General features: G+C 60.5%; 28 protein-coding genes. 6 read left to right on the forward strand and 22 right to left on the reverse strand.

The features are described 5' to 3' along the window. Positions 1–9: 9 nt before the first annotated feature. Positions 10–1,173 (forward strand): 4-phosphoerythronate dehydrogenase, encoded by a 1,164-nt coding sequence (locus ACESMZ_RS12080; RefSeq protein ID WP_372972689.1) that lies wholly within the window; start codon positions 10–12, stop codon positions 1,171–1,173. Here the strand turns inward: ACESMZ_RS12080 and htpX are convergent. The 3 genes from htpX to ACESMZ_RS12095 form a co-directional block, all read right to left on the reverse strand. Beyond that, entirely contained in the window at positions 1,170–2,054 is an 885-nt protein-coding gene (gene htpX / locus ACESMZ_RS12085; protein ID WP_372957083.1) for a protease HtpX, read from the reverse strand. The genes ACESMZ_RS12080 and htpX overlap by 4 nt on opposite strands. Positions 2,055–2,183: 129 nt before the next feature. Further along, the gene (locus ACESMZ_RS12090; RefSeq protein WP_372957084.1) at positions 2,184–2,660 is read right to left on the reverse strand and encodes a hypothetical protein; all 477 of its coding nucleotides are present in this window, start codon (positions 2,658–2,660) and stop codon (positions 2,184–2,186) included. Between the two features lie 33 nt (positions 2,661–2,693). Next, entirely contained in the window at positions 2,694–3,905 is a 1,212-nt protein-coding gene (locus ACESMZ_RS12095) for a pyridoxal phosphate-dependent aminotransferase (protein WP_372957085.1), read from the reverse strand. A gap of 224 nt (positions 3,906–4,129) precedes the next feature. On the opposite strand from ACESMZ_RS12095, the gene ACESMZ_RS12100 reads away from it, so the two are divergent. Together ACESMZ_RS12100 and ACESMZ_RS12105 are read left to right on the forward strand one after the other, a co-directional pair. After that, positions 4,130–4,615, forward strand: a complete 486-nt coding sequence (locus ACESMZ_RS12100) for a glutathione peroxidase (RefSeq protein WP_372957086.1) — start codon at positions 4,130–4,132, stop codon at positions 4,613–4,615. Then, positions 4,616–5,098 carry a MarR family winged helix-turn-helix transcriptional regulator gene (locus ACESMZ_RS12105; RefSeq protein WP_372957087.1) on the forward strand — a complete coding sequence of 161 codons (483 nt, stop codon included), beginning with the start codon at positions 4,616–4,618 and terminating at the stop codon, positions 5,096–5,098. On the opposite strand, the gene ACESMZ_RS12110 is transcribed toward ACESMZ_RS12105, so the two are convergent. Together ACESMZ_RS12110 and ACESMZ_RS12115 are read right to left on the reverse strand one after the other, a co-directional pair. Continuing rightward, positions 5,073–7,076, reverse strand: coding sequence for an ATP-binding protein (locus tag ACESMZ_RS12110; protein ID WP_372957088.1), 2,004 nt, complete (start codon positions 7,074–7,076; stop codon positions 5,073–5,075). The two genes, ACESMZ_RS12105 and ACESMZ_RS12110, sit on opposite strands and share 26 nt — an antisense overlap. A gap of 26 nt (positions 7,077–7,102) precedes the next feature. Continuing rightward, positions 7,103–7,876, reverse strand: a complete 774-nt coding sequence (locus tag ACESMZ_RS12115; RefSeq protein WP_372957089.1) for a hypothetical protein — start codon at positions 7,874–7,876, stop codon at positions 7,103–7,105. Between the two features lie 216 nt (positions 7,877–8,092). Here ACESMZ_RS12115 and ACESMZ_RS12120 point away from each other — a divergent pair, with 216 nt between their 5' ends. Next, positions 8,093–9,103: a LysR family transcriptional regulator gene (locus ACESMZ_RS12120; RefSeq protein WP_372957090.1), complete on the forward strand. Its 1,011-nt coding sequence runs from the start codon at positions 8,093–8,095 to the stop codon at positions 9,101–9,103. Here ACESMZ_RS12120 and ACESMZ_RS12125 read toward each other — a convergent pair. From ACESMZ_RS12125 to ACESMZ_RS12160, 8 genes are all read right to left on the reverse strand, one after another. Further along, complete coding sequence (locus tag ACESMZ_RS12125) at positions 9,092–10,066, reverse strand: GNAT family N-acetyltransferase (protein ID WP_372957091.1); 975 nt, start codon at positions 10,064–10,066, stop codon at positions 9,092–9,094. The two genes, ACESMZ_RS12120 and ACESMZ_RS12125, sit on opposite strands and share 12 nt — an antisense overlap. Then, positions 10,063–11,226, reverse strand: a complete 1,164-nt coding sequence (locus tag ACESMZ_RS12130; protein WP_372957092.1) for a JmjC domain-containing protein — start codon at positions 11,224–11,226, stop codon at positions 10,063–10,065. The genes ACESMZ_RS12125 and ACESMZ_RS12130 overlap by 4 nt, the downstream gene beginning before the upstream one ends. Before the next feature lie 2 nt (positions 11,227–11,228). Beyond that, positions 11,229–12,596: an adenylosuccinate lyase gene (gene purB, locus ACESMZ_RS12135; RefSeq protein ID WP_372957093.1), complete on the reverse strand. Its 1,368-nt coding sequence runs from the start codon at positions 12,594–12,596 to the stop codon at positions 11,229–11,231. 175 nt (positions 12,597–12,771) lie between these two features. Continuing rightward, positions 12,772–13,422: a high frequency lysogenization protein HflD gene (gene hflD / locus ACESMZ_RS12140; RefSeq protein ID WP_372957094.1), complete on the reverse strand. Its 651-nt coding sequence runs from the start codon at positions 13,420–13,422 to the stop codon at positions 12,772–12,774. Next, positions 13,419–14,588, reverse strand: coding sequence for a tRNA 2-thiouridine(34) synthase MnmA (gene mnmA, locus ACESMZ_RS12145; RefSeq protein ID WP_372972682.1), 1,170 nt, complete (start codon positions 14,586–14,588; stop codon positions 13,419–13,421). The genes hflD and mnmA overlap by 4 nt, the downstream gene beginning before the upstream one ends. Positions 14,589–14,646: 58 nt before the next feature. Continuing rightward, positions 14,647–15,099 (reverse strand): NUDIX hydrolase, encoded by a 453-nt coding sequence (locus tag ACESMZ_RS12150; RefSeq protein WP_372957096.1) that lies wholly within the window; start codon positions 15,097–15,099, stop codon positions 14,647–14,649. Between the two features lie 9 nt (positions 15,100–15,108). After that, complete coding sequence (locus ACESMZ_RS12155) at positions 15,109–15,738, reverse strand: pseudouridine synthase (RefSeq protein ID WP_372957097.1); 630 nt, start codon at positions 15,736–15,738, stop codon at positions 15,109–15,111. 61 nt (positions 15,739–15,799) lie between these two features. Beyond that, positions 15,800–16,084 (reverse strand): cold shock domain-containing protein, encoded by a 285-nt coding sequence (locus ACESMZ_RS12160; protein ID WP_372957098.1) that lies wholly within the window; start codon positions 16,082–16,084, stop codon positions 15,800–15,802. A gap of 629 nt (positions 16,085–16,713) precedes the next feature. On the opposite strand from ACESMZ_RS12160, the gene clpS reads away from it, so the two are divergent. Both clpS and clpA read left to right on the forward strand, forming a co-directional pair. Then, a complete protein-coding gene (clpS, locus tag ACESMZ_RS12165; protein WP_372957099.1) occupies positions 16,714–17,082 on the forward strand; it encodes an ATP-dependent Clp protease adapter ClpS in 369 nt (122 codons plus the stop codon). 20 nt (positions 17,083–17,102) lie between these two features. Next, on the forward strand, positions 17,103–19,373 hold the full coding sequence (gene clpA / locus ACESMZ_RS12170) for an ATP-dependent Clp protease ATP-binding subunit ClpA (protein ID WP_372972683.1): 2,271 nt from the start codon (positions 17,103–17,105) through the stop codon (positions 19,371–19,373). Between the two features lie 118 nt (positions 19,374–19,491). On the opposite strand, the gene infA is transcribed toward clpA, so the two are convergent. The 9 genes from infA to ACESMZ_RS12215 form a co-directional block, all read right to left on the reverse strand. Further along, complete coding sequence (infA, locus tag ACESMZ_RS12175; RefSeq protein ID WP_008938619.1) at positions 19,492–19,710, reverse strand: translation initiation factor IF-1; 219 nt, start codon at positions 19,708–19,710, stop codon at positions 19,492–19,494. Between the two features lie 120 nt (positions 19,711–19,830). After that, positions 19,831–20,571 (reverse strand): arginyltransferase, encoded by a 741-nt coding sequence (locus ACESMZ_RS12180; RefSeq protein WP_372957101.1) that lies wholly within the window; start codon positions 20,569–20,571, stop codon positions 19,831–19,833. Next, positions 20,568–21,293, reverse strand: a complete 726-nt coding sequence (gene aat / locus ACESMZ_RS12185; protein ID WP_372957102.1) for a leucyl/phenylalanyl-tRNA--protein transferase — start codon at positions 21,291–21,293, stop codon at positions 20,568–20,570. The genes ACESMZ_RS12180 and aat overlap by 4 nt, the downstream gene beginning before the upstream one ends. A 56-nt stretch (positions 21,294–21,349) precedes the next feature. Continuing rightward, entirely contained in the window at positions 21,350–22,303 is a 954-nt protein-coding gene (trxB, locus tag ACESMZ_RS12190) for a thioredoxin-disulfide reductase (protein ID WP_372957103.1), read from the reverse strand. A 236-nt stretch (positions 22,304–22,539) separates the two neighbouring features. Further along, positions 22,540–23,457 carry an AAA family ATPase gene (locus ACESMZ_RS12195; RefSeq protein ID WP_372957104.1) on the reverse strand — a complete coding sequence of 306 codons (918 nt, stop codon included), beginning with the start codon at positions 23,455–23,457 and terminating at the stop codon, positions 22,540–22,542. A 22-nt stretch (positions 23,458–23,479) separates the two neighbouring features. After that, positions 23,480–24,391 (reverse strand): carbon-nitrogen hydrolase, encoded by a 912-nt coding sequence (locus ACESMZ_RS12200; protein WP_372957105.1) that lies wholly within the window; start codon positions 24,389–24,391, stop codon positions 23,480–23,482. Next, positions 24,388–25,422, reverse strand: a complete 1,035-nt coding sequence (locus tag ACESMZ_RS12205; protein ID WP_372957173.1) for an agmatine/peptidylarginine deiminase — start codon at positions 25,420–25,422, stop codon at positions 24,388–24,390. The genes ACESMZ_RS12200 and ACESMZ_RS12205 overlap by 4 nt, the downstream gene beginning before the upstream one ends. 136 nt (positions 25,423–25,558) lie before the next feature. Further along, entirely contained in the window at positions 25,559–25,864 is a 306-nt protein-coding gene (locus ACESMZ_RS12210; protein WP_372957106.1) for a hypothetical protein, read from the reverse strand. 38 nt (positions 25,865–25,902) lie between these two features. Then, entirely contained in the window at positions 25,903–26,493 is a 591-nt protein-coding gene (locus tag ACESMZ_RS12215; protein ID WP_372957107.1) for a PilZ domain-containing protein, read from the reverse strand. Positions 26,494–26,644: the final 151 nt, after the last annotated feature.

Consider the following 26,644-nt stretch of genomic DNA (forward strand, 5'->3'; position numbering starts at 1 on the left):
ATGGCCCCCCTGCGTATCGTTGCCGACGAGAACATCCCGCTGCTCGGGGCCTTCTGCGGCGGTCTGGGTACACTGGAGCGGGTTGATGGCCGGAGCCTGAGTCGTGACCAGCTGTTGGATGCGGACGTACTGCTGGTGCGTTCGGTCACCCGGGTCGACGAGACCCTGCTGGGAGGAACACCGGTAAGTTTCGTGGGCACCGCTACCATTGGCACGGACCACGTTGACACCGAATGGCTAGAAGCCCGGGATATTGCCTTTGCATCTGCACCGGGCTGTAATGCCAACAGTGTGGTGCAGTATGTGCTGTCTGTTCTGTCGTTATTCCTCCAGCGCAATGAGCGGCGAACCCTGGCTGGGCTGACGGTCGGCGTTATCGGGGCTGGTAATGTCGGTGGCAGCCTGGTGGCGGTGCTGTCGGGGTTAGGAGTGACGGTTCGCGTCAGTGACCCCCCCCTTCAGTCCAGCGGCGCCAACCTGCCCTTTGCCCCCATTAGCGAAGTGCTGGCCTGCGACGTTATTTCCCTTCACACGCCCCTCATCCGGCATGGCTCCCATCCAACCTGGCACCTGCTTGACCGTCAACGCCTGGCCGGCCTGCGCGGAGACCAGCTTTTGATCAACAGTGGCCGGGGTGACGTGGTCGACAACCAGGCTTTGCTGGCAAGGCTTCAGCAACCTGATGCCCCACTGGTGGCCCTGGATGTCTGGGAAAACGAACCTTCTCCGATGCCGGAGTTGCTGGATCGGTGCTGGCTGGCGACGCCCCATATCGCCGGGTACAGCCTGGAAGGCAAGAGTCGCGGCACCGAAATGATCGCCCATGCACTGCATCAGTGGGCCGGCCTCCCCACGACGGTTTCCCTGGACCATCTGCTACCGCCACCGCCGGTCTCCAGGCTGGTGTTCACGGTGCAGTGCACTCCTGTCGATGCCCTGCATCGTGCCCTGATGACCTGCTACGACCCGAGAGATGATGATGCCCGGCTGAGAAGGGTGTTCGCCGGGGCAAGCTCTGATGATCAGACCGCAGCGCCATCTTTTGATCGGCTACGCAAGGAGTACCCGGTGCGAAGGGAACCCGGCAGCCTCAAGGTGAGTGTGGAGGACTTGGCAGGTAGTGAAGAAACGGCCCGAGTGTTATCCCGGGCCGGATTTCGCACAGACTCCTAACCGAGATTCGCCTGCTGCAGCGCCTCGATCCGGTCTTCCAGTGGCGGGTGGGTCATGAACAGCGCGCTTAGACCACCCCTTGCACCGCGGTTGATGCCAAAGGCCTGCAGGTTGTCCGGCATCTGGTCGGGCATCTCGCTTTCCTGTCGTAACCGCGCCAGGGCGCTGATCATGGCGCTGCGGCCGGCCAGCTGTGCGCCCGCAATATCAGCCCGGAATTCACGACGGCGAGAGAACCAGAACACAATGGTGCTCGCCAGAATGCCGAGCACGATCTCCGCCACGATACTGACAATCCAGAACCCGGGTCCGTGGCCCTGTTCATTGCGGAACACCACGCGATCTACAACCGAACCAATGACCCGCGCGGCAAAGATCACAAAGGTGTTTACCACGCCCTGGATCAGGGTCAGGGTGACCATGTCGCCATTCGCCACGTGACCGATCTCGTGGCCAAGGACGGCTCGAATCTCGTCCTTGTTCATACGCTGAAGCAGCCCTTCGCTGACGGCTACCAGCGAGGCGTTCCTGTTCCACCCAGTGGCAAAGGCGTTGGACTGTGTGGCCGGAAAGATGGCCACCTCCGGCATGCCAATGCCCGCCTTTTTGGCCAGCTCGGCGACGGTATCCACCAGCCACCGTTCCGCCGGCGTACGAGGGGACTCGATCACCCGCGCCCCGGTGGTCTTTTTGGCGATAAACTTGGACATGAACAGTGAGATAAATGCACCGGCAAAGCCGAAGACTGCAGCGAATGCCAGCAGGGACCCGTAGTTGATCCCGTTCTGTGCCAGGTAACTGTCAACGCCCAGCAGCGAGAGGGTAACGCTCGCCACCAGGATGACCGCCAGGTTAGTGGCAAGAAACAGCAGAATTCTCATTCAGTGACCTCGTCAGGAGCCAGTTATTCCTGTAATCGGATATCGGTGCTCAAGCACGTAATTTCAATCCATCCTGCGCGGAATCAGGCAGGGTTCCTGTTGCGATCAGAAAGACCGCGGGAGCGTGAATCAGTTCCCGGCCGGGGCAAAAAAGGCCGCCTGCATGGCCCGGCTGAGGGTAGGGGAATGTCCGCCCCGAATGGATTGGCGGAGCACATGAACCCAGGTCGAGCGATCCTGCCGCACCGAAGGTGGCAGGGATGCATCCGGCGCCGGTACACCGGGTTCGGGCAGCGACAAGGTACTGACAAGGTCCAGTGGCGCCGGTGTGTTGAGGCGGATAAAGGCTTGCCGGGTCAGCACTGCCTGGTCCAGGGCTTCCTGGCGAATGGTATCCACGTAGCGTAGCAGGCCTTCTTCCTCCAGCCACAACAGTGCACCAAAACAGGCCATATGGCGGGGGCTGTGTAACCCGAACTCATCCGGCTCATCCGGCCCGGCGATGTCTTCGACAAACAGGTTGATCCTGCGGGGAAACACGCTGTAAAGCTGTACCAGGGCAATGGCAGAGTCCCGGTAGAACTCCTCAATATGAATATCGGCCATACTGCGATCCGTTGGCTGGATTGACTGGTCCGGTCAGCGCCAGGTGGACAGGAACCGTTCCAGCCGCCCCATGGCATCCTCCAGCGCATCCACCCGGGGCAGGAACACCACACGGAAATGCTGCCGGTCGTCAATATTGAAGCCGGAACCCTGTACCAGCAGGATACGTTCCTGCAGCAGCAGGTCCAGCACGAACTTCTCATCGTCTTCAATGGGATAGAGGTGCGGGTCCAGCTTCGGGAACAGGTAAAGCGCGCCCTTGGGCTTGACGCAGCTGATGCCGGGAATATCGTTCAGCAGGCGCCAGGCGGTTTCCCGCTGTTCGTAGAGGCGCCCACCTGGCGCGACCAGGTCGTCGATGGACTGATAGCCCCCGAGCGCTGTCTGGATTGCCAGCTGGGCCGGTACATTGGCGCACAGGCGCATGGAGGCCAGCATGTCGATGCCTTCAATCAGGTCCTTCGCCTTGTGCTTGGCGCCGCTGATAATGAGCCATCCGGAACGGTAGCCGGCGGCCCGGTAGTTCTTGGACAGGCCGTTGAAGGTGAAAAACAGCACGTCGTCAGCCAGTGAGGCGGTGGATACATGCTCAACACCGTCGTAGAGAATCTTGTCGTAGATCTCATCAGACAGGATGATCAGGTTATGCTGGCGGGCCAGCTCGATCACTTCTTCCAGCAACTCCGGTGGGTAGACCGCCCCGGTGGGATTGTTGGGATTGATCAGCACGATGGCCTTGGTGCGGTTGGTGATCTTGCGGCGGATGTCATCCAGGTCCGGAAACCAGTCCTGCTGCTCATCGCAACGGTAATGCACGGCCTTGCCACTGGAGAGGGTAACGGCAGCCGTCCACAGAGGGTAGTCGGGAGCCGGAACCAGCACTTCATCCCCGGTGTTGAGAAGTGCCTGCATGGACATGACGATCAGCTCGCTGACACCGTTACCGAGGTAGATATCGTCGATATCCACCTTGTCGATGCCCCGCTCCTGGCAGTAGTGCATTACTGCCTTGCGTGCGGAGAACAGCCCCTTGGATTCAACATAACCCTGGGCATGGTGCAGGTTGTAGATCACGTCCTGCTGGATTTCCTCAGGCACATCCAGTTCAAAGGCGGCGGGATTGCCAATATTGAGCTTTAGCACCCGGTGGCCTTCCTCCTCAAGACGACGCGCCTCCCGCAGCACCGGACCACGGATTTCATAGCAAACGTTATCCAGTTTGGCGGACTTTCTGTAATTCTGCATAGAAGGCGTCTTCCCGATGATGGTGCTGGTGCCCTGAAAATCGGCACATTAATAACAGATGCACCATTCTAGCGGAGCAGGGGACGAAAAAAACAGTCCGAACAAGGCGCAATTGTGATGAAAAATGGCAAGCGTCACGGACTCTTGCCGGCCGGAGTTCAGATTATCTTGCGGTTTATGGATTGTGCACAATATAATTTCGAAAACGTTTGCATAGGTGTGGAATGAGGTCAGCTCCGATTTACGACATCAAGGTTTCGGATATTGGGGGTCAGATTCGGCCCATGGCAGAGTATGCCGGTAAGGTGCTTCTGATCGTCAACACCGCGTCAAAGTGTGGCTTTACTCCTCAGTTTGGTGGTCTTCAGAAGCTCTACGACGAGCTGGCCCCCCGTGGTCTTGAGATTCTGGGATTCCCCTGTAATCAGTTCATGAACCAGGACCCCGGTGACGAAAAGCAGATCAGTGAGTTCTGTTCCCTCAACTACGGTGTCAGCTTCCCCATGTTTGCCAAGCTGCAGGTCAACGGACCAGAGACCCATTCATTATTTGACCTGCTCAAGTCGGAAGCGCCCGGCATGATGGGGTCGAAAAAAGTAAAGTGGAACTTTACCAAGTTCCTGGTGGGGCGTGACGGTCAGGTGATCCGGCGCTATGCGCCCACGGCCAGCCCTGAAAGCATACGCGACGATATTCTGGAGTTGTTGTAAGTGACTGACGAATCCTGCTCTCGCGAAACACCGGCCAGCGAGAATCTGCTGGCGCTGGACAACCAGGTGTGTTTTGCGCTGTACGCGGTGAACCGGGCAGTAACGGCGCGCTATCGGCCGTTGCTGGCGGAGCTGGACCTCACCTATCCACAATATCTGGTCATGCTGGTGTTATGGGAAGCCGCAACCCGGAACGAGAGACTGCGGGTATCCACCATCGGCGAAAAGCTGCGACTGGATTCCGGCACCCTCACGCCGCTGCTGCGCCGGCTGGAACAACGGGGGCTGGTCACGCGACGGCGGTCGGCGGAGGATGAGCGAGTGGTTACGGTTGCCCTCACTGACCCCGGTGAGGCCATGCAGGAGCAGGCCCGGGAAGTGCCGGTGCGGCTGCTGTGTGAACTGGGCGTCAACGCCGAACAGGCTGCCCGGCTGCGGGGAGAGCTGCGGCAGTTGCTTACTCGCCTGGAGTCGGTGGAGTAGCTGCCCCCCGGACTGTGACCGCCCAGCGTTGAATCACTTCGCCGAGAACCCTGCGATTGTAGGGCTTGGTGATGTAGTCATCCATGCCGGCCGCCAGGCACTCTTCACGGTCACCCGCCATCACGTTGGCGGTGACGGCAATGACCGGCATGTGGCTCCACTGGGGGTTCTGGCGAATTCGCCGGGTAGCCTCATAACCGTCCATAACCGGCATCTGGCAATCCATCAGTACCAGGTCGTAGGGTTTCAGGGCAAGTGCTGCCAGCGCCCGTTCACCGTTTTCAGCATGATCCACCTCGTGCCCCATTTTCTGCAGCAGGCCCGAAGCAACGATCTGGTTTACCCGGTTATCTTCCACCAGCAGGATCCTGCAGCGGTGCGGCCTGGCTTCGGGTTCCGGCAGCCGGTCGGCGGATAGCGACTGTTCCGGGTTCTGGTCCGCGGGTAACGGCAACCGTACGGTAAACCAGGTGCCTTCATCCTCCCGGGAGTCGACCCGGATCTGGCCATGCATGCGTTCCACCAGTTGCTGACACAGGGCCAGGCCCAGGCCGGTGCCGCCAAACCGGCGCGCGGTATCGGTGGCCGCCTGCGAGAAGGGGGAGAAGATACGGTCCAGTTCACTGCGGGACATGCCGATACCGGTGTCCCGTACCTCCAGGCGAATACCTTCCGGGGTCTGGGCTACGTGTACTGACACCTTGCCTGAATCGGTAAACTTGATGGCGTTGGACAGCAGGTTGTTGATGACCTGGCGCAGTCGGGTCGGGTCGCCGATGTAACGGGGCGCCAGGTCGGTCTCCACTTCGGTCGTGAAGTCCAGCCCCTTGCGCCGTGCCTGTTCGGCGTGGATGGTGGCGCACTCAGCCACCAGTTTGCGCAGGTCGAAGGAGATCACTTCCAGGTCCAGCTTGCCCGCCTCCACCTTGGAGATGTCCAGGATGTCGTTGAGCAGGCTCAGCAGGCTCTCGCCGGCACGGTGGGCAATCTCCAGCTGGTGACGTTGTGCGGGGTCCAGGTCACCCTCCAGGGCCAGTTCCAGCATGCCCAGTACACCGTTCAGGGGGGTGCGGATCTCGTGGCTCATGCTGGCAAGGAAGCGGGCCCGGGTCTGTGCCCGGCGCACGGCGTCCTCTTTGGCGCGGATAAGCGCGCGGTTGCCCCGCTGGAGGGCTTCGTTCTTCTCGGAGATCTCCCGGGTGCGGTCGTCCACCTCCCGCTCCAGCTTGCCCGAATAGTCCTTCATCTGGCTTTCCACGGTGCGCAACTGGCTGAGGGACGCGTCGACGGTTTCGAGGTGGCGGTTGATGATAGCCACCATGGATCCGATTTCGTCTTCTTCGTGGGACCGCGGCACGGGCAGGCGGGCCTTTTCCGGTGCGTTACGGACATCCTGCAGGCTGCTGATTACCTTCAGCATGGGCTTGGTCAGCAGGAAGTAGAACACCACCAGCAGCATGACCGACAATACCAGGCTTTTGAGTACGCCGCTGACCAGGATAAAGCTTGCCCTGGACAGGAACAGGTTGCCGTAATGGTTGGTAGATATGGTAACCATCAGGTTGCCCAGATCGATGTCTTCGAGATCCGAGACTTTCAGCTCGCTGCTGTAACGGCGGGAGTCATCAAAGAGCAGGTCACTGATCCAGCGATAGCGGGTGCCGCCACTGCCACGACTGGCGGCCGCCAGGGTGTGGCCATCGGTATCGAGGATGCGGGCGTCGATGACTGCCGGATGGCGCAGCATGCCGTTCAGCAGTTCACCGGCAAGACGGGTGTCGATGTTATAGGCGATCTGCGAGGCCGGGCTGTGGCTGATCTCCATCAGTGCGTTGATGTCCTGGTCCATGTAGTCCCGGGTGCTGTGGTATTCCACGGTGACCTGGATCAGGTTGAGCGCCAGCCCGACCACCATGGCGAGCAGTACCGTATTACGGGTAAGCCGCCAGGAAAGCCGGTTCTTGAAAAGGTGTTTCACTCTGTTCCCTGTGTGTCTGGCTACGGTCAGTGATCGTAGTCCGCTTTTTTCTTCCAGTCATCATCGTGAAGGAAGGTGTCCCATTCCTTGTCCAGCCGGCTCTGTTGCTCCGCGGTATGCGGCTTCTGGCCGCTGGCCAGTTCCTGCTCCAGTTCGCGGATGCGCTCCTTGAAGTTGGCTACCGCCCGGGCGGCCATATCGTTGCCCTGGGATTTGCCCATCTCGGTAGCGGCCAGGTGATAGGCATGGATGGCCTTGCGCAACTGGCCCTGGCGAACATGGTCCCGGGCCTGAAAAACGAAAAGGTCGGCGTGGGTCTTGTGAATGGTAAAAAGTATGTGGCGAAGATTCGCCTTGGCCGTCGTGGCGTTGATCTTGCCGGACTTGTGCAGTGACTCCACCAGCTTGAACAGATTTTGAAGTAGTTCTTTGATGTAGTTGGACTTTTCCGGTGAATCGATGATCACCTTGGGGTGCTGGTCGGTACCATCCAGCACTTTCTGCTTGTTCTCGTTGACCTGGGCCAGCCAGTCCTTCACCGGAAGTTCCGTGGGCTCCTGCTTGAGGTGCTGGCACACTTCCTCCATCCGACGGAGTAGCAGCAGTTTGATATCACGGGTGAGGTACTGACCGGGCAGTTCATCGTAAATGCGATACGCCCGATTGTAGGCGTCCTCAAGGGCGGTGACACGGCGGGCTCTTTCAATACGGGCCCGTTCCCGCATCTGGCTGAACACCACAATGATGATGGAAACCACGACAACTGCCAACAGCAGCAGGACAATCGTTACCGTATTCATGAATCGCCGGATGCGCTCCCTGATTTATCGTTCTGATGCGGGACAGGACGGGCACTGGATGAACCACTGTCGTCCCGGAAGGGCAGGAGAAGCCCTGAGCTTTCGCAAGTATCTGGCACAGTAACAGAAAAGTCTAACCCATTCCGTTCCAACTTGTTACAGATGGTAGAATGCCCGATACCGCCTGATGTAATACCGCCCGGAGGGCTGTTCTGCATGGATATTTCCCGCGTTGACCTGAATCTGCTCGTGTACCTGGACGTGCTGTTGAGGGAGAAGAACGTCACCAAGGCGGCAAACCACCTGGGCATCACCCAGCCCGCCATGAGTAACGGCCTGCGCCGGTTACGGGACCTGTTTGGTGACCCGTTGCTGGTCCGAACCAGCGAGGGCATGACCGCCACGGAGCGAGCCACGGAACTGCAGCCGATGGTCCGGAGTATCCTGTCGGACATCGAACAGGCGGTACAGCAGAAAACGCCGTTCTCCGCCACGGACAGCCAGCGGGTATTCCGCATCATGGCCAGTGACTATGCCGAATCCTGCCTGATGCCCAGGGTGTTGCGGCGGATCCGTCAGGAAGCGCCCAATGTCACCCTTGATGTACTCACTCCCAGCGACGTCAGCTTCCAGGATGTGGAGCAGGGCCGCCTGGACATGGCGATCAACCGGTTCGACAAGATTCCGCAGTCGTTTCATCAGAAGACCCTCTGGACAGAATTCTTCGCCTGCCTGATGAATGCCCGCAACCCGATCCTTCAGGATCCCTTCACCCTGGACAGCTATCTTGAAGCCAGCCATATCTGGGTCAGCAAGACCGGCTTCGGAGTGGGCGTCGGGGTCAACCCAAAGGATGTACAGCGCCTTGGCTGGGTGGACGAAGCCCTGGGCCTGATGGGACGAAAGCGGCGGATTTCGGTGTTTACCCGGCACTACCAGGTGGCCATGCTTTTGGCGGAGCAACATGACCTGATTGCGACGTTGCCGAGTCGGGCCGCCTGGCTGCAGAGGGATAATCCCCATCTGGTGATCAAGGCGCCGCCCTTCGACATACCGCCCTTTGAACTGAAAATGGCCTGGAGCCCATTATTGCAGCATAACGCCGACCATCAGTGGTTGAGGCGGCTGATCGCGGAAGTGGCGGAAGAGGTTGACGACGAGTTCGCGGAGTTTGGTCGCCAGTTCGAGGCGGCAGAGCCGGAAGGTCCCCACCGGTCAGAGCGGTAGTTCCCTCAGCTCGAGGGAGGGGCGGGCGGTGTCCCACATGCGTTGAAAGCTTTCACCCAGCAGTCTGACCCGGCCGCCGTCGGCGAAACCGGCGAAGCCCTCCGGGCGGTCGAAGCGGTGCCGGTAAAGTACGCCTTCCCGGTCCACCAGCAGAAACGGCTGTTCCACCGACGGATAGTCTTCGTTCACCAGTCGCAGGGCGATGCTGCTGGGCAGGCGGCGCATCAGCTCCACCAGCTGGTGACGGCGCTTCACCAGCGGGGCATCGTCGTGGACCAGCAACCGGATCTCGCTGTTGCGATGGTGGCGTGCCAGCCAGGACAGCAGATCCCGCAGGCGCTGCCGGTCATACAGGTCGTGGTCCAGCAGCCGGTCGTACAGCCATATCCTTTGCCGCGCCTGACCGACCAGGCTGTCCATCAGCTGGGGAAGCTGGGCCTCGTGTTCAATCAGCCAGCTTGTGTCGTCACTGCCCAGGAGCATGGGTTCGGGGGCCGCCTTTTGCCCTGAAAGCGCGTCAACAACCTCTGCCGGTGCTAGGCAGCGCATGCCGAAGTGGGGGATACCGGCATCATCATAGGGACCGGTACAGACGTGGAAGCCACTGCGCTGGTAAAAGGGTACCGCGTGCTGCTGGGCTGACAGGTAGAGGTCCTTCACCTGGCCGGCGGCTGCCACCATGATATGGCGGAGCATGATCTCGCCGATACCCTTGCCGCGGTGAGCCGGCAACACCGCCATCCGTCCGATATGGGCGGTGTCATCCAGGGTGGTGAACATGCGCCCGGCGGCCACCGGCGTATTATCCGGCAATACCGCCAGGAAGTGATCGGCGATTTCGTCCGTGTCGTCCCACTCCAGCTCCGGAGGTACCTTCTGCTCCTCTATAAATACCCGCTGGCGGATTTTCCGCAGGCTGCGGGGCGCCAGCTGCCAGCTGTACTTGCGGATTCGCACACTCATTCGAAATAGACACTGCCCTGGTTGTAGAGAACGGTCATCAGTTCGGCCAGCGCAGGGTCGTCGCACTGGCGCCGGAGTGCAGCCATGTCCGGACGGCTGTCGCCGCACAGCAGCGGCGCCAGGGTGCGGGCATCACCGCTTAGCAGATAGCGCTCGCCATCGACAAAAAGGGCGGTCTGCTCCCCCAGCTCGGTGTAGGCAAAGCGGGAGCCTTCGTTCCAGCGCAGTGCACCGCCCTCCGCCAGGGCCTCCAACAGGTCTTCCGTCGACGCCGGGGGCTCGGCAGGTATCACGATATCGCTGTTTTTCGGGCTGGTGCTGAACTGTCCGAACCAGAGTGCCAGCTGGCGGGAGTCTGACAGCCTTTCCCCCAGGATGTTCTTGAGTTGCTGCAGGACCTCGGTGCCAATAGCGCCGGGATTGGCGGGCAGGGTCAGGTCCGGGTCCCGGAGATGCGCCGATACATCGGTCTCGGAACACAGAAAGTCGGTGAAACTGGTGAGCACATCGTCCACCGTCGGGGCACGGAAGCCCACCGACAGGGTGATGCAGTCATCCTCGGCAACACCGTGATGGCCAATGGCGGGTGGCAGGTAAAGCATATCGCCGGGCTCGAGTAGCACTTCCTGTTCAGGCTCCCAGTCCTTGAGGATTCGTAATGGTGTGCCATCCACCCGTGGTGACTGTTCGCTGCACTGGCCGCCGAATTTCCAGCGCCGGTGCCCCTCTGCCTGGAGCAGGAACACGTCATACTGGTCAAAGTGGGGGCCGACACTGCCGCCGGGGGGCGCGTAGCTGGCCATGATGTCATCCAGTCGCCAGTTGGGGACGAACCGGAAGTGATCAAGCAGGTCGGCTACTTCCGGAACCCAGTGATCGAGCCCCTGTACCAGCAGCGTCCAGTGACCTTCGGGAGGTGTGGTGAAGCGGTCGGTGCCAAACGGGCCGTTGTGCAGCTGCCAGGGATGACCGTTTTCCTGTTCCACCACAATGCGGGACTCTACCGCTTCCTCACAGGCCAGGCCGGCCAGTTCGTCGGCGCTGACCGGGCTCTGGAAGCCGGGGAAGGCCTGGCGGATGACCAGCGGTTTCTTCTGCCAGTAATCCCTCAGGAAGGTTTCGGCGGACAGGCCGCCGGGAAGCTGCTTGGGTACACTCATGCTCAGATATTACCTGCCTGCTCTGCGGCGTTACCGGTATAGGCGGCCGGTGTCAGAGCCATCAGCTCATCTTTGGCCGCCTGGGGGATATCCAGGTTTTGCACGAAATCACGAATCAGCTCGGGGTTCATGTCCTTGCCACGGGTGAGCTCCTTGAGCTTCTCGTAGGGCTTCTCGATGTTGTAGCGGCGCATCACTGTCTGAATAGGCTCAGCCAGCACTTCCCAGGCGTTATCAAGGTCGGCCGCCAGCCTTGCCGGGTTCACTTCCAGCTTGCCGAGGCCCTTGAGGGTGGCCTCGTAGGCAATCAGGCTGTGGGCGAAGCCAACGCCCAGGTTACGAAGCACGGTTGAGTCGGTCAGGTCACGTTGCCAGCGGGAGATGGGCAGTTTGCTGCCCAGGTGCGACATGATGGCGTTGGCGATTCCCAGGTTGCCCTCGGAGTTCTCGAAATCGATGGGGTTGACCTTGTGGGGCATGGTGGACGAGCCGATTTCACCGGCTACCGTTTTCTGCTTGAAATAGCCCAGGGAGATATACCCCCAGAGGTCCCGGTCAAGGTCGATCAGAATGGTGTTGAAGCGACCCACCGCATCGAACAGCTCGGCGATATAGTCGTGGGGTTCGATCTGGGTGGTGTAGGGGTTCCAGTTCAGCCCCAGGCCTTCCACGAAGTCCCTGGCGTTTTCGGCCCAGTCCACTGACGGGTAGGCGGACAGGTGGGCATTGTAGTTGCCCACGGCTCCGTTGATCTTGCCAAGCAGCTCCACCTGCCGAACCTGGTCAAGCTGGCGGCGCAGGCGGTGAACCACGTTGGCGAGTTCCTTGCCGACGGTGCTGGGTGAGGCGGTCTGGCCATGGGTGCGCGAGAGCATGGGCTGCCCGGCATGTTCATGGGCCAGTTCGGCAAGGCGTTGGACAATCCGCTCCATCGCCGGCAACAGCCCGTCATCCAGGCCTTCACGCAGCATCAGGGCGTGGGACAGGTTGTTGATGTCCTCCGAGGTACAGGCAAAGTGGACGAACTCGGTGATCGCCTGCAGTTCGTCGATGGGCGCAATTTTGTCCTTGATAAAGTATTCCACCGCCTTGACATCGTGGTTGGTGGTCCGTTCGATGGACTTGATGGCTTCGGCATCGTCAAGGCTGAAATTTTCCACCAGCTGGTCGAGGGCATCCCGGGCGCCGGCACTCAGGGCGGGGACCTCGGTGATGCCGGGGTGGGCTGCCAGCTGTTGCAGCCAGCGCACCTCCACCTTGACGCGATTGCGGATCAGCCCGTACTCGCTGAAGATTTCCCGGAATACCGTAACTTTGTTGCCATAACGGCCGTCCACCGGAGAAATGGCGGTCAGGCTGGTCAGTTCCATCAGTTAAAACCTCGTCAGAATCGGGGCAGGGCCGGGGAGGTGCGCTTTGCCGACGCCAGGGGCGCCATCGTGCAAGGATCCAGCCGGCTATCCTGCAGGTGAATGCGATGGTGGGTATGATACACCAGCAGGCGCGCCAATTCAGCGCCACAGCGAGTGTTGCAGCCTGGAACGGCTAACGGGGGGTGTACACCGACTGGTTGGCCTGTTCAGCCAGTGCGCGGGCGGTGGCCGCCACTTTGCGCCGGCGCATGATCAGTTGCCAGCGCCGGCCGCCGGTCTGGCGCCACAGGACCGCCGAGCGAATGCCGGCGAGCAGCAGGGCGCGAACCTTTGCCGCGTTCTCTTCACGCTGCAGGACTGTGGGATTGCCGGTAACCTGGATACGCTGACGGAAGGTGCTGATGGTGTCCTGGTACACGGATGCCAGGTTACTGATCAGGTTACCGTGCACATAGCCAAAATGGTTGGCGGTATGACGGGCCTGGTCGATGCGCTGGCCGATGGCGGTGAGCATGTCCGGGTTCCGGTTCAGGGTGGACTCCAGCTGGATCAGGTTCAGGCTGTAACGAAGGATGTCCATATCCTGCTGGCGGGTCTGGTTACTGAGAATCTTGGCGAGGGCGTCCAGGCCCTCCCGCAAGTTCATCAGTTCACCACCGTAAACATCCAGCGTGTTGTCCGGGTTGGTGACGAACAGTGATTGCACGCAGGTCTCCAGGGTGGACTCGGCACAGTGCCCCTGGTGGGCCACCTGGCTGACCAGGGTGGCCGCCTGGAATACGCCTGCGAGGGCCAGGGTCTGGTCAGCAATGCTCTTGCTCAAGACGCTTGTGCCTCCACACCCGTCGGCACGGTGGGTTCCTGCTCGCCGTCTCGCCAGGTCGTTTCGATCACGGCGCCGCCCAGACAGGTGTCGCCCTGATAGAAAACGACCGACTGGCCCGGTGTGACAGCGCGCTGGACGTCATCGAACACCACCCGGGTCCCGGTGGCGGTCACGCTGACTTCACAGTCCTGGTCAGGCTGCCGGTAGCGGGTCTTGGCCTTGCAGCGGAAGTGTTGCGCCGGGGGCTCACCGGCCACCCAGTCTACCGGACCACTGACAAGGCCCCGGGAGAACAGCAGCGGGTGATGCTTGCCCTGTACGGCCACCAGTACATTCCGCGTCAGGTCCTTCTCCGCCACATACCACGGCTCGTCCCCGAAATCCGGCAGGCCGCCGATACCCAGGCCCTGGCGCTGGCCGATGGTGTGGTACATCAACCCCTGATGCCGGCCAATGACCTGGCCGTCCGGGGTCTGGATCTCACCGGGCTGGGCCGGCAGGTACTGCCTGAGAAAGTCGCTGAACTTGCGTTCGCCGATAAAGCATATGCCGGTGGAGTCTTTCTTGTCGTGGGTGACAAAGCCCTGCTCTTCGGCAATACGACGGACTTCGGGCTTCTCCAGCTCTCCAACAGGGAACAGGGTGCGGGCAATGCGTTCGCCGGATACCGCATGGAGGAAGTAGCTCTGGTCCTTGTTGTCGTCCAGTCCCTTGAGCAGCAGCGCGCGGCCGGGGTGATCCGGATCCGGGCGCTGACGGGTGTAGTGGCCGGTTGCGATGTAGTCGGCGCCGAGGGTGACCGCATAGTCCAGAAATGCCCGGAACTTCACTTCCTTGTTGCAGAGGATGTCCGGGTTGGGCGTGCGCCCGGCGCTGTATTCGGAAAGGAAATGTTCGAACACGCGATCCCAGTATTCGGCCGCAAAACTCGCCGTGTGCAGGGGGATGCCGATGGCATCAGCCACCGCTTGGGCGTCCGCCAGGTCGGTCATGGCGGTGCAGTATTCGGTGCCGTCGTCTTCGTCCCAGTTCTTCATGAACAGACCTTCAACCCGGTATCCCTGGGACTTGAGCAGCCAGGCGGCCACGGAGGAATCCACGCCACCGGACATGCCGACGATGACTCGGGTATCTTCAGGTTTTCTGGAGGAAGTCTGGTTCATGGCGATCAAATACAGCTGCCGGTGAATGTCGGGTTGGCGATTGTAACACTGTTTGGAATCAGGACGCGCCCGGCTCGACGATCACGTCCAGCGGATAGCGGCGCCCCTCTCGGTAATCCAGTATGCAGTCAAGCACCATGGGGCTGCGCAGGCGATCCCCGAGATCCCGGATCTGTTCGAGGGTGAGCCAGTGTGCTGCAATGATGCCATCATCCAGTTCGTCACTGACATGCGCCTGCGCCGTAGCAGCGAAGCAGAAGCGAAAATATGTGCGGCCATTGGCCGGGGCGATATACCGGTACATGCCGAGAAACGCATGGGGTTCCACCTGCCAGCCGGTTTCTTCGAGTGCTTCACGGCGGGCGGCGTCGATCACCGCTTCACCTTTCTCAATGTGCCCCGCGGGCTGGTTGAATACCACCCTGCCATCACTGTGCTCCTCCACCAGCAGATAACGGCCGTGGGAGTCTTCCACGATAACGGCAACAGTGGCATGGGGTTTCCATGTCATAAGTGGTCCTCACTGGGATTTGCGATGATGTCGTTGCGGAGGTTTACGCGGACCCTGCCCGGATGGGGCGTGGCGCTTCCTGGCGGCTGTGGTCGGCATGTGGACGGTCTGTTTCCGGTACTGGCCAGGTGTCAGCCCCTCCAGTGTCCATTCCCCGATACACCAGCGTATCAGCCTGAGTGTGGGGAAGCCGGTCGCAGCGGTCATCCGGCGAACCTGGCGATTGCGGCCTTCGGTGAGCGTCAGTTCCAGCCAGGAGGTGGGTATCTCTGCCCGTTCCCTGACCGGCGGTATTCGGGGCCAGAGCGCCGGTGGAGCGATACGGCGGGCGTCAGCAGGCCGGGTCAGTCCGTCCTTGAGTTGGAGGCCCTGCCGGAGTTTCTGAAGGGCCTCGTCGGTAATTTCACCCTCCACCTGAACCAGGTACGTCTTGCGCATTTTCTGGCGGGGAGAGGCAATGCGGTGCTGGAGTGTGCCGTCATCGGTCAGCAGCACCAGCCCCTCAGAGTCATAGTCCAGTCGGCCAGCGGGGTATACGCCCGGTATCCTGACGTAATCCGCCAGGGTGCTGCGCCCCTGTTCGTCACTGAACTGACAGAGGGTATGGAAGGGTTTATTCAGCAGGATAAGGGTAGCCATCCCGACATGTTAGCAGAGTCGCCAACACCGGGGGATGGCCCTGTTTGGAGCGTGTCGCCGGTCAGCCGTTGACCATGCGGACCACGTTACTGCGTGGCTGCTCGTGCTGTTCGCCGGCTTCGCGCCCCTGGGTCCCCGCCTGTTGCTCAGGGACGATATTGACGGCATGAACGCCCTTGTCACTGGGTTTTTTGTCAAAGGTTACCGGCTGGCCGGCTTTCAGGGTTTTATACCCTTCCATCTGTACCGAGGAGAAATGTGCAAACAGGTCGTCACTGCAGCCCTCTTCGATAATGAAGCCATAACCCTTGGCGTTATTGAACCATTTTACTTTGCCCCTAGGCATGATGAACTCCCTTGTCCGGTCATTATCTGTCGTAATCAACGGCGCCCTGAGGCCGCTTGTTTACGGCGTTTTACACAATTTTACATTGCAGGATTTACTTTTGATCAATCGCCGGTGGGAGTCAATACCAAACTGGCGGGAATCACTGATTGTGCACATTACGTCATTGTTAAGGGGTGAGTGCCTGCTGGTAAGACGCGCAATTTCAGGGGCTTGCAGTTGGCGGGGTTATAATCGGTGATTTGTTAAAAGCAGTTGATCTAATGGGCAGGCGCACCCATATATACGTCTATGGGTTGCCTGACAATTCTGCCGCGTGTGGTTCGCAGTTTTCATATGCATGTTCTGGCCAGGGTAACGTCTGGACCCGTTCAGACCCCGGCTGTTTTGGTGAGGGCCGAAAAGGTATCATGTGGGGCTGAACCCGCAGGTGTTTTCGCGGTCTGAAGGTGTGGTTGTCGATGAACCGTGATTCATGCCCTGGCGCCCGGCGGGCTGCCTGTCAGCCGGTCACACCGAAAGGCCCCTGGAAAGGCCTGCCCGGAGTCTGCCGCGCAGACTCCCAGCTTGAAAACCCGCCTGCGGACATCCATCTTATGTCACAGAAACCGACATCCGGTAAGAGAATCATGCGGACACTGAGAAATTCTCTACTAATATTGAATCAGGGGGATCAGGACGGTCAGGACGAACCCGGTCGTGAAGACGGCGTCAGTGTGGCGCCAGAGAAACCGGCCCTGAAACGCCCGGCCCGATACCGGGTGGTGCTCCTGAACGACGATTACACACCCATGGATTTTGTCGTGGATGTGCTGATGAAGTTCTTCGGAATGAACGAAGAAAAGGCGACGCAGGTGATGCTGCTCGTCCATACGCAGGGAAAGGCCGTATGTGGGGTATATACCCGAGACATCGCGGAAACGAAGGCAGCGCAAGTGAACCAGTATTCCTCGGAGTGCGAGCACCCGCTGCTATGCGAGATTGAACGTGCGGACTGACGACCTAGGTGGGGTGGCCCATGCTGAGCAAAGATCTTGAAATTACGCTGAATGCCGCTTTCCGGAATGCCCGCGACAAGCGTCATGAGTTCATGACGGTTGAGCATCTTCTGCTGGCATTGCTGGACAACGATTCGGCAGTGGGCGTCCTCAAAGCCTGCGGGGCGGACCTGCAGCGTCTGCAGGATGAACTTACAGAGTTTGTCGACTCCACCACACCGCTGATTCCCGGCAGTGACAGTGAGCGGGAAACCCAGCCGACCCTGGGTTTCCAGCGGGTGCTGCAGAGGGCGGTGTTCCATGTGCAGTCTTCCGGCAAGAAGGAGGTTACCGGGGCCAATGTGCTGGTGGCCATCTTCAGCGAGCAGGAGAGCCAGGCTGTCTACCTGCTGAAGAAACAGAATATCGCGCGGATTGACGTGGTGAACTTTGTGTCCCACGGCATCTCCCGGGTCCAGGGCGCCGAAGACCAGGAGGCCCCGGACGCGGCAGCGCAGGAAGAGGCCGCGGAAGAGGGCTCTTCCAACCGGCCGCTTGAGGCTTACGCCACCAATCTGAACGAACAGGCCCGCCAGGGCCGCATCGACCCTTTAATCGGCCGTGAGCACGAAGTGGAGCGGGTGGTCCAGATACTGGTGCGCCGCCGCAAGAACAACCCGCTGCTGGTGGGCGAGGCCGGCGTTGGCAAGACCGCCATTGCCGAGGGCCTGGCACGCCGTATTGTGGATGGACAGGTACCTGAAATCATTTCCGATGCGGTCGTTTATTCTCTGGATCTGGGCGCGCTGCTGGCGGGTACCAAGTACCGGGGGGATTTCGAAAAGCGGCTTAAGGGACTGCTGGCTGAGCTCAAGAAAGAGAAGCGGGCCATTCTGTTCATTGACGAGATTCATACCATCATTGGTGCCGGATCCGCATCCGGCGGGGTGATGGATGCCTCAAACCTGCTCAAGCCCATGCTCAGCTCTGGTGAGATCCGCTGCATTGGTTCCACCACCTTCTCCGAGTTCCGGGGCATTTTCGAGAAGGACAGCGCGCTGGCAAGGCGCTTCCAGAAGATTGATGTCAACGAGCCCAGCGTCGAGGATACCTACCAGATCCTCAAGGGCCTCAAGCCGCACTTCGAGAAGCACCATGATCTTAAGTACACCGACAAGGCGTTGCGGGTTGCTGCAGAGCTGGCTGACCGGTATATCTCCGACCGCCACTTGCCGGACAAGGCCATCGACGTGATCGATGAGGCCGGGGCCCGTCAGCGGCTGCTGCCGGAAGCCAAGCGTCGCAAGGTGATTGGTGTATCAGCCATCGAGGATGTGGTGGCCACCATTGCCCGTATTCCGCCGAAGAGTGTGTCCAGCAGCGACAAGGACCTGCTGCGCAACATGGAGCGGGACCTGAAGATGACTGTCTTCGGTCAGGATGCTGCCATCGAGTCCCTGTCCAATGCCATCAAGCTGGCCCGGGCAGGACTCAAGGCGCCAGAGAAGCCCGAAGGTGCCTTCCTGTTTGCCGGCCCCACCGGTGTGGGCAAGACCGAGGTCACTCGTCAGCTGGCCAAGGTACTGGGCATCGAGCTGGTACGCTTCGATATGTCCGAGTACATGGAGCGGCATACCGTGTCACGGCTGATCGGTGCACCCCCGGGCTACGTCGGCTTCGATCAGGGCGGCCTGCTCACCGAGGCGGTGAACAAACATCCCCACTGCGTCCTGCTGCTGGACGAGATCGAGAAGGCACATCCGGAAGTGTTCAACCTGCTGCTGCAGGTCATGGACCACGGCACCCTGACCGACAACAACGGCCGTAAGGCGGACTTCCGCCACGTCATTCTGGTGATGACCACTAACGCCGGTGCGGAGGATATCAGCCGTCGTTCCATCGGCTTCCAGGAGCAGGACCACAGCACCGATGGCATGGAGGTGATCAACAAGATGTTCACGCCGGAGTTCCGCAACCGCCTGGATTCCATTATCCAGTTCGGTGGCCTGGCGCCGGAGACCATCACCCATGTGGTGGACAAGTTCCTCACCGAACTCCAGGCCCAGCTGGACGAGAAGCACGTGGTGCTCCATGTGGACGATGAGGCCAAGCTCTGGCTGGCAGAGAAAGGCTACGATCCCACCATGGGGGCCCGTCCCATGGGACGGTTGATCCAGGACAAGATCAAGCGTCCGCTGGCAGAGCAGATCCTGTTCGGGGCCCTGTCGGAGAATGGTGGCGAAGTGAATGTCCACCTCAAGGATGGTGAGCTGGTGTTCGAGTATGAGAACGAGCCAGCCGAAGCGGTGTAGCGGCCAGGTTCACTGCAGCCACGTATATCGTGGCAACAACGAAGAAAGCCCCGCCTTGGCGGGGCTTTCTGTTTGCACAGATGTCAGGCTGCTGTTTGCAGGCCCGGCCTGGCGGCAATCAACGGGCGCGGTAAACGATGCGGCCCTTGCTCAGGTCGTAGGGAGTCAGCTCGACCTTCACCTTGTCGCCAGTGAGGATGCGGATATAGTTCTTGCGCATCTTGCCGGAGATGTGGGCCGTAACAACGTGGCCGTTGCTCAGCTCGACACGGAACATGGTATTCGGAAGGGTGTCTACAATAACGCCTTCCATTTCAATGACATCTGATTTCGCCATTCAGTAAGAACCTCGCTTGATTGGGTTTCCCTGATTCCGGAATGGCGCAATTCTGCCTCATTTATGCGCCATTGGCAAAAAATGCGGCTTTTTTGCGAAAAAACAAGAGGCGCAGATGTGCTACCGGGCAGGGTCTTCCCGGTCACCGGTATCGGGGCTGAATGCCTGCCAGGTGCCGTCCAGCAACGCCTCTATGGGCCGGAAGCGGGTCTTGTAGTTCATTTTCCGGCTTTCGGAAATCCAGTATCCCAGGTAGACCCAGGGCAGTCCCCGGACACGGGCTTCCTTCACCTGCCAGAGGATGGCAAGGGTGCCCAGACTTCGGTCGTCGTGGTCCGGATGGAACACGGTGTAGATAGCTGACAACCCGTCTTCCAGGATATCAACGACGGCCAGCCCAACCAGCTTGTCACCCAGGGACATTTCCAGGAACCAGCTGTCGGTAGCGCCTTCCACCAGGAAGGACTGGAACTGGTCCCGGGAAGGCGGGTACATATCGCCGTCAGCGTGGCGTTCGTTGATGTAGTGGGCATAAAGCTGATAGTAGCGCTCAGTGAACTGCGCCGGAACCAGGCGGAAGCTGACGTCCTGGTTGCGCTTCCAGACTCGTCGCTGGGAACGGTCCGGGCGAAATGCCCGGGCATCCAGGCGTACCGGCACGCACGCATTGCAGTGTTCGCAGTGCGGTCGGTAATAGTGGGACCCGCTCCGGCGAAAGCCCAGGGCGGTCAACTGGGAGTACAGCCGTTTGTCGACCCTGGCCCTCGGGTCCACGAACATGGTGGTGGCATCCCGGTCCGGCAGGTAACTGCAGCTATGGGCCGGCGTGGCGAAAAATACCAGCGTTCTGAGGCTGCTCATGCAGGGTTCTCCGGATGTCGGCCCCGCCAGGTCCAGTTCAGATGCCACTGTTCCTGTTGCGGAGGCCGGTCGATGTTCTCCTCCAGTATAGATAAGAAATCCGGCCGCGGGATAGTCCGGGCACCCATGCGCAGGAGGTGGGGGCTCTCCACCTGGCAGTCCATCAGTTGATAACCGCCTGCCAGTAGCTGGCCACACAGATGCACCAGGATGGTCTTGGAGGCATTGGTCTCCAGGGAAAACATGGACTCGCCGAAAAAGCAGCGCCCGATGGCAAGTCCGTACAGGCCGCCAACAAGTTCACCGCGAGGGTTCCAGGCTTCAATGGAGTGAGCGTGCCCCTGACGGTGCAGGTCAATGTAGGCCTGCTCCATGTCATCGGTAATCCAGGTGCCTTCCGGGCGGGTGGAGCCGCAGAGGTGGATGACGCGGCGGAAAGCCAGGTCCGTGGTGATGCGGAAATGTTCCCGGTTCAGGGTACGGCGCAGGCTTCGGGATATATGGATTTCGGCCGGAAAAAGCACGCAACGGGGATCGGGTGACCACCAGAGAATGGGCTGGTCGTCGCTGAACCAGGGGAAAATCCCGTGCCGATAGGCATAAAGCAATCGTGCCGGGGCGAGGTCTCCCCCCAAGGCGAGCAGGCCATCGGGCTCTTCAAGGGCCTTGTCGGCCGGAGGAAACCACAGGTATTCCGGATCAAGCCAGGGCAGGGCGCTCATGGTATCCGCCTCCCGTTAACCACCCCGGCGGGGCCGGGGTGGTGTCTGATCTGCGATCAGTCCTGCTGGTCAAGGAACTTTTCGGCGTCCAGAGCCGCCATGCAGCCGAAGCCGGCAGAGGTGACTGCCTGGCGGTAAACGTGGTCAGCTACGTCGCCCGCAGCGAACACGCCGGGTACGCTGGTCTCGGTTGCCATGCCCTCCAGACCGCTACGAATGCGGATGTAACCGCCTTCCATCTCCAGCTGGCCCTCGAACAGATCGGTGTTGGGGCGATGGCCGATAGCGATGAAAACACCGGCCAGGTCGAGCTCCCGGGTGCTGTCGTCTTCGGTACTGCGAATACGCATGCCGGTAACGCCGGTGGCGTCGCCGAGTACTTCATCGAGGGTGTGGTTCCAGACGATGTTGACGTTCCCGTTCTCTGCCTTTTCAAACAGCTTGTCCTGGAGGATCTTCTCCGCCCGCAGCTGGTCGCGACGATGTACCAGGGTGACTTCATCCGCGATGTTGGAGAGGTACAGGGCTTCTTCAACGGCAGTGTTGCCGCCGCCGATAACCGCGACCTTCTGCTTCTTGTAGAAGAAGCCGTCACAGGTGGCGCAGGCGGATACCCCCTGACCCTTGAACTTATCTTCCGACTCTAGTCCCAGATACATGGCTGTCGCACCAGTCGCAATGATCAGCGCGTCACAGGTGTATTCGCCGCTGTCGCCCTTGAGACGGAACGGGCGGTTACGCAGGTCGGCCTCGTTGATGGTGTCGTAGACGATGCTGGTTTCAAACCGCTCGGCATGCTTGAGCATCCGCTGCATCAGCTCCGGACCCTGCACGCCATCGTTGTCGCCGGGCCAGTTATCCACGTCGGTGGTGGTGGTCAGCTGGCCACCCACCTCGATACCGGTAATCAGTGTCGGGTTGAGGTTAGCGCGGGCGGCATAAACAGCGGCGGTGTAACCCGCGGGGCCGGAACCGAGGATGATCAGTCGGGAATGTTTGCTGTCGGTCATTGCTCGTCTCTTGAAGTTCGGGGCAACGGCGGTGGGCGTTGCCGGATTACCGTCATTATGAGTATCGGGGCGTCCGGCTGTCTATCAAGGGCGCCTCTGAAGATCCATCGGATGATTCAGCGCAACCTGGAACAGCGGAGCAGTTTCTGAGGAGCGAGAGCATACCAAGCTGGTGACGAAACGCGAATTTGATTGGCGCAATTCCAGCGATTGAGAAGCGCTATAGCTGCCCGCCCTCAGCCCCGGCTAATCACCGGCACCTGCTCCAGCAGCTGCTGTACCCTTTGCTCGCCCTTGCCGCTGTCGCCCTGTTCCAGGCGATGGCTGGCGATCGCGGGAAAAACTGCCTGAACGTCATCTGGCAGCACATGGTGGCGGCCATGCATCAGGGCCCAGGCCCGGGCAGCCCTCATCAGGCCCAGGCCCGCCCTGGGGGACAGCCCGTAGACCAGCCCGGGCATACGACGGCTCGCTTCCAGCAGGCCCTGGATATAGTCCAGCAGGGCCGGACTGGTACTTACCCTTGCAACCGCCTGCTGCAGGGTCTCCAGGTCTTCCGGGGTGAACATGGTGCGCAGGCGTTCGGTCATCTGGCGGCGGTCTTCGCCTTCGAGCAGCTCCCGTTCGGCCCTGGGGTCCGGATAGCCAAGTCGCAGACGCATCAGGAACCGGTCGAGCTGGGATTCGGGCAGCGGATAGGTGCCCCCCTGTTCCACCGGATTCTGGGTGGCGATCACAAAGAACGGCCAGGGAAGCGGGCGGGTTTCCCCCTCGATAGAAACCTGGCGTTCCTCCATGGCTTCGAGCAGGGCGCTCTGGGTTCGCGGCGAGGCCCGGTTGACCTCGTCGGCCAGCACTACCTGGGCGAAGATCGGGCCCCGGTGGAATACCAGTGAGCCGGCCTCGCGGTCGTACATGGAAAATCCGAGTACATCAGCCGGCAGCAGATCGTTGGTGAACTGGATACGCTGATAGCTCAGGCCCATGACCCTGGCCAGGGCATGGGACAGGGTGGTCTTGCCCATGCCGGGGATATCCTCGATCAGCAGGTGCCCCCGTGCCAGCAAACCGCACAGGGCCAGCCGGATCTGCTGCTCCTTGCCGAGGACAATGTGGTTGAGCTCAGTGATCGCGGCATCGATCAGTTTCTTCATGGGGCTCCCGGTGGTTCTGGACTCAGTCACGGACCCGCTTGAGCAGGTCGCCATAGGCATCTATCCGCCGGTCCCTGAAGTACGGCCAAATGCGCCGGATGGACTCGCTGCGATGGCGATCAATATCGGCGGTGAGGATGGTTTCCTGGTGATCATCAGCCCGGTCCAGGAACTCCCCCTGGGGGCCGCAGATGAAACTGTTGCCCCAGAAGCGGATGCCGGCACTGTGGCCGCTGGGGTCCGGTTCGGTGCCGATACGGTTGGGGGCGATCACCGGCAGGTTGTTGGCCACGGCGTGGCCGCGCTGCACAGTCACCCAGGCTTCCAGCTGGCGGGCCTGTTCTTCCGGGTCGTCGGTGGTGTCCCAGCCGATCGCTGTCGGATAGATAAGCATTTCGGCGCCGGCAAGGGCCATCAGTCGGGCGGCCTCGGGATACCACTGGTCCCAGCAGACCAGCACGCCGAGCCGGCCCACCGACGTATCGACGGGGGTAAAACCACTATGCCCGTTGTTGAAGGTGGCATCGCCCGGGGTGAAGTAGAATTTTTCGTAGAAACCCGGGTCGTCCGGAATATGCATCTTGCGATAGATGCCCGCGAGTGAACCGTCGGCCTCCAGCACCACCGCCGTGTTGTGGTAAACCCCGTTCATGCGCCGTTCGAATACGGAGCCCACCAGGACGATGCCCAGTTCCCGTGCCAGGTCAGCCAGGCGCTCTGTGGTGGGCCCGGGGATGGGCTCCGCCAGGTCGAACACGGCACTGTCTTCGGTCTGGCAGAAGTACAGGGTGGTGTGGAGTTCCTGCAGCACCACGAGCCCTGCGCCGCCCGCTGCGGCCTTGCGGACCAGGCGCTCGGTGGTGGCGAGGCTGTTTTGCTTGTTGCTGTCGCAGGCTTGCTGGATAGCGGCAATACGAAGTGTGTTCTGCTTCATAGCTCAACGACTCCCGCCGGCAACTGCATGGTGACGCAGTGCAGGCTGCCGTGCTGTTCGATCAGCGGGCGACAGGGAACGGGAATGATTTCCCGATCCGGGAAGATTTCCCGGAAGGTGATCAGCGCCGCTTCGTCCTGGGGTACGTCATACACCGGCACCAGTACCGCGCCGTTGATAATCAGGAAGTTGGCATAGGTGGCTGGCAGACGCTGGCCTTCATCGTCAATAATGGCATCCGGCCAGGGCAGGGGGGTGAGCCGGTAGGATGTGCCGTCGGCCTGGCGGAACTGGCGAAGCTCCTCCTCCATGGCATTGAGGGCAGGGTAATGCTCGTCCTCCGGATCTTCGCAACGGACGAAACAGATATGCCCGGGGCTGACGAAGCGAGCCAGTGTGTCGATATGGCTGTCAGTGTCATCTCCGGCCAGGTAACCGTGGTTAAGCCAGAGCACCCGTTCTGCGCCGAGGGTGTCACCCAGCAATGTCTCAATAGCCGCACGGTCGTACTCCGGGTTGCGGGTCGGTGTCATCAGGCATTCGCTGGTCACCAGCAATGTGCCTTCGCCGTCGGATTCAATGGAGCCTCCCTCCAGCACGAAGTCCACCTTTTCCAGCGGTGTGTCGCCGAAACAGCCGGCTGTCGCCAGGTGCTGATTGAGAGCGTTGTCTTTCTCCCAGGGAAACTTGCCGCCCCAGGCGTTGAATCGGAAGTCCAGCAGCCGTAAGCCGTCCGGTGTCATGACGGCGACGGGACCATGATCCCGGGACCAGGTGTCGTTGGCGGGTGCCGCAACACAGTGTGCGCGTCCGGGCAGGTTGTGTTGCCGGGCCCACTGGTTGAGTTCCCGGTCCAGCTGTTCGGCACGGAAGACCTGTTCGCAGCTGATAAGCAGATTTTGGAACCGGAGAACAGCCCGGGCGATGGCCATGAATACCGGTTCCACGTCGTCCATGCGATGGAACCAGTCGGTACCGGGGTGGGGCCAGGTCAGCATGACGGCACTCTGGGGTGCCCATTCGGCAGGCATCGCGCGTGTCGAAGTCAAAATAGCAACCATCCTGTCAGTGGTTCAGGGTCAGGAACCGCCAGCGGGCGGTTACCGTAGGGACGGGCTGCATTCTACCGGTTTGGCGCAGGCCCGTCACAGGCCCGGGATACACGAATCAGCGATTATGCCGGGCTACGGCGTGAATTACATGGTTGTATTCGAAATACACGACAAAATTGTCGTAGTGCCACTGGCTGATGGGCGGATCACCCACCGGTCCGGACGTGCTGACCGGATCACCGAACCGTTGCCGCACGGCCTCGCGAGACTGACCGGTGCCGGGCAGTGCCACCGAGTCCCGGTCTCCCTGGGACATCACCGGCACTTTGACCTGCTCTGCCTGTACCGGTTGTGAGAAGCCGGCACTCAGGGCGGAAACGGCCAGACTCGCGGCAAGTGCCGCGGACATCAGTTTGTTCATGGTCAGCTCTCCTGAAACTTCTGTAATTATGGCGCCCATTATTGCGACGGATGACCGCCCTGTCTCTGGCGAATCTGCCATCGCATGACGTGTTTCGCAATCTGTTGGCGGTCGGCTTCCGATATGTCGATGAAGGTTGTATGTATTTCCTCAAGGTGCGCATAGTTGTTGGTAGCAGTCGGGGAAAGCTCCACGACTTCGGCCCGTGCCCGAGGCCGGTACAGCTCTGGTGGCAGGGTGAGTCTAAGGGCCATGACGTCGCCAACCGCAAACTCGCCCCGGGGTACCAGAAAGCTTACGCCACCTTCACTAAGGGTCACGTTGCGCCACTGTTGCGGTTGCAACGGATTTTGCTCAAAGGCCATAATGCGCGCCAGCGTATCAATCTTGCCGTTCAGTGACTTGAACAGGGAGGCCGCCAGTCGGTCCCGTTCAGCCAGCACAGGCAGCTGACTGCGGAATTCCTGGTCCAGGCGTTTCAGTTCGGCCTTCAGCCCGTCCAGGTGGTCCTCACTGAAAGGATCGGTAATGGACGTATCATCGGCTGACAGTGGATGATACTCCAGGCCGATCCGGTCCTCGATACGAAAGAAATTACGTCGGTCTGGATTTTGCGGGTCCGGGCTCATCAGGGCTCCACAGCGGGTGTTTGAAATCGGGGCGCTCCGTCCGGGCAGGTGCGGGCCCCAGCCAGGCTCGCCCCGCACCACGGTTTCCGGCAGAATACCCGTTTTTTGAACAGTTTAGCAGCTTCCCGGTGGCAAGGCAGGCGGGGGCATC

This window comes from Marinobacter sp. (assembly GCF_041690615.1).
Lineage (GTDB): Bacteria > Pseudomonadota > Gammaproteobacteria > Pseudomonadales > Oleiphilaceae > Marinobacter.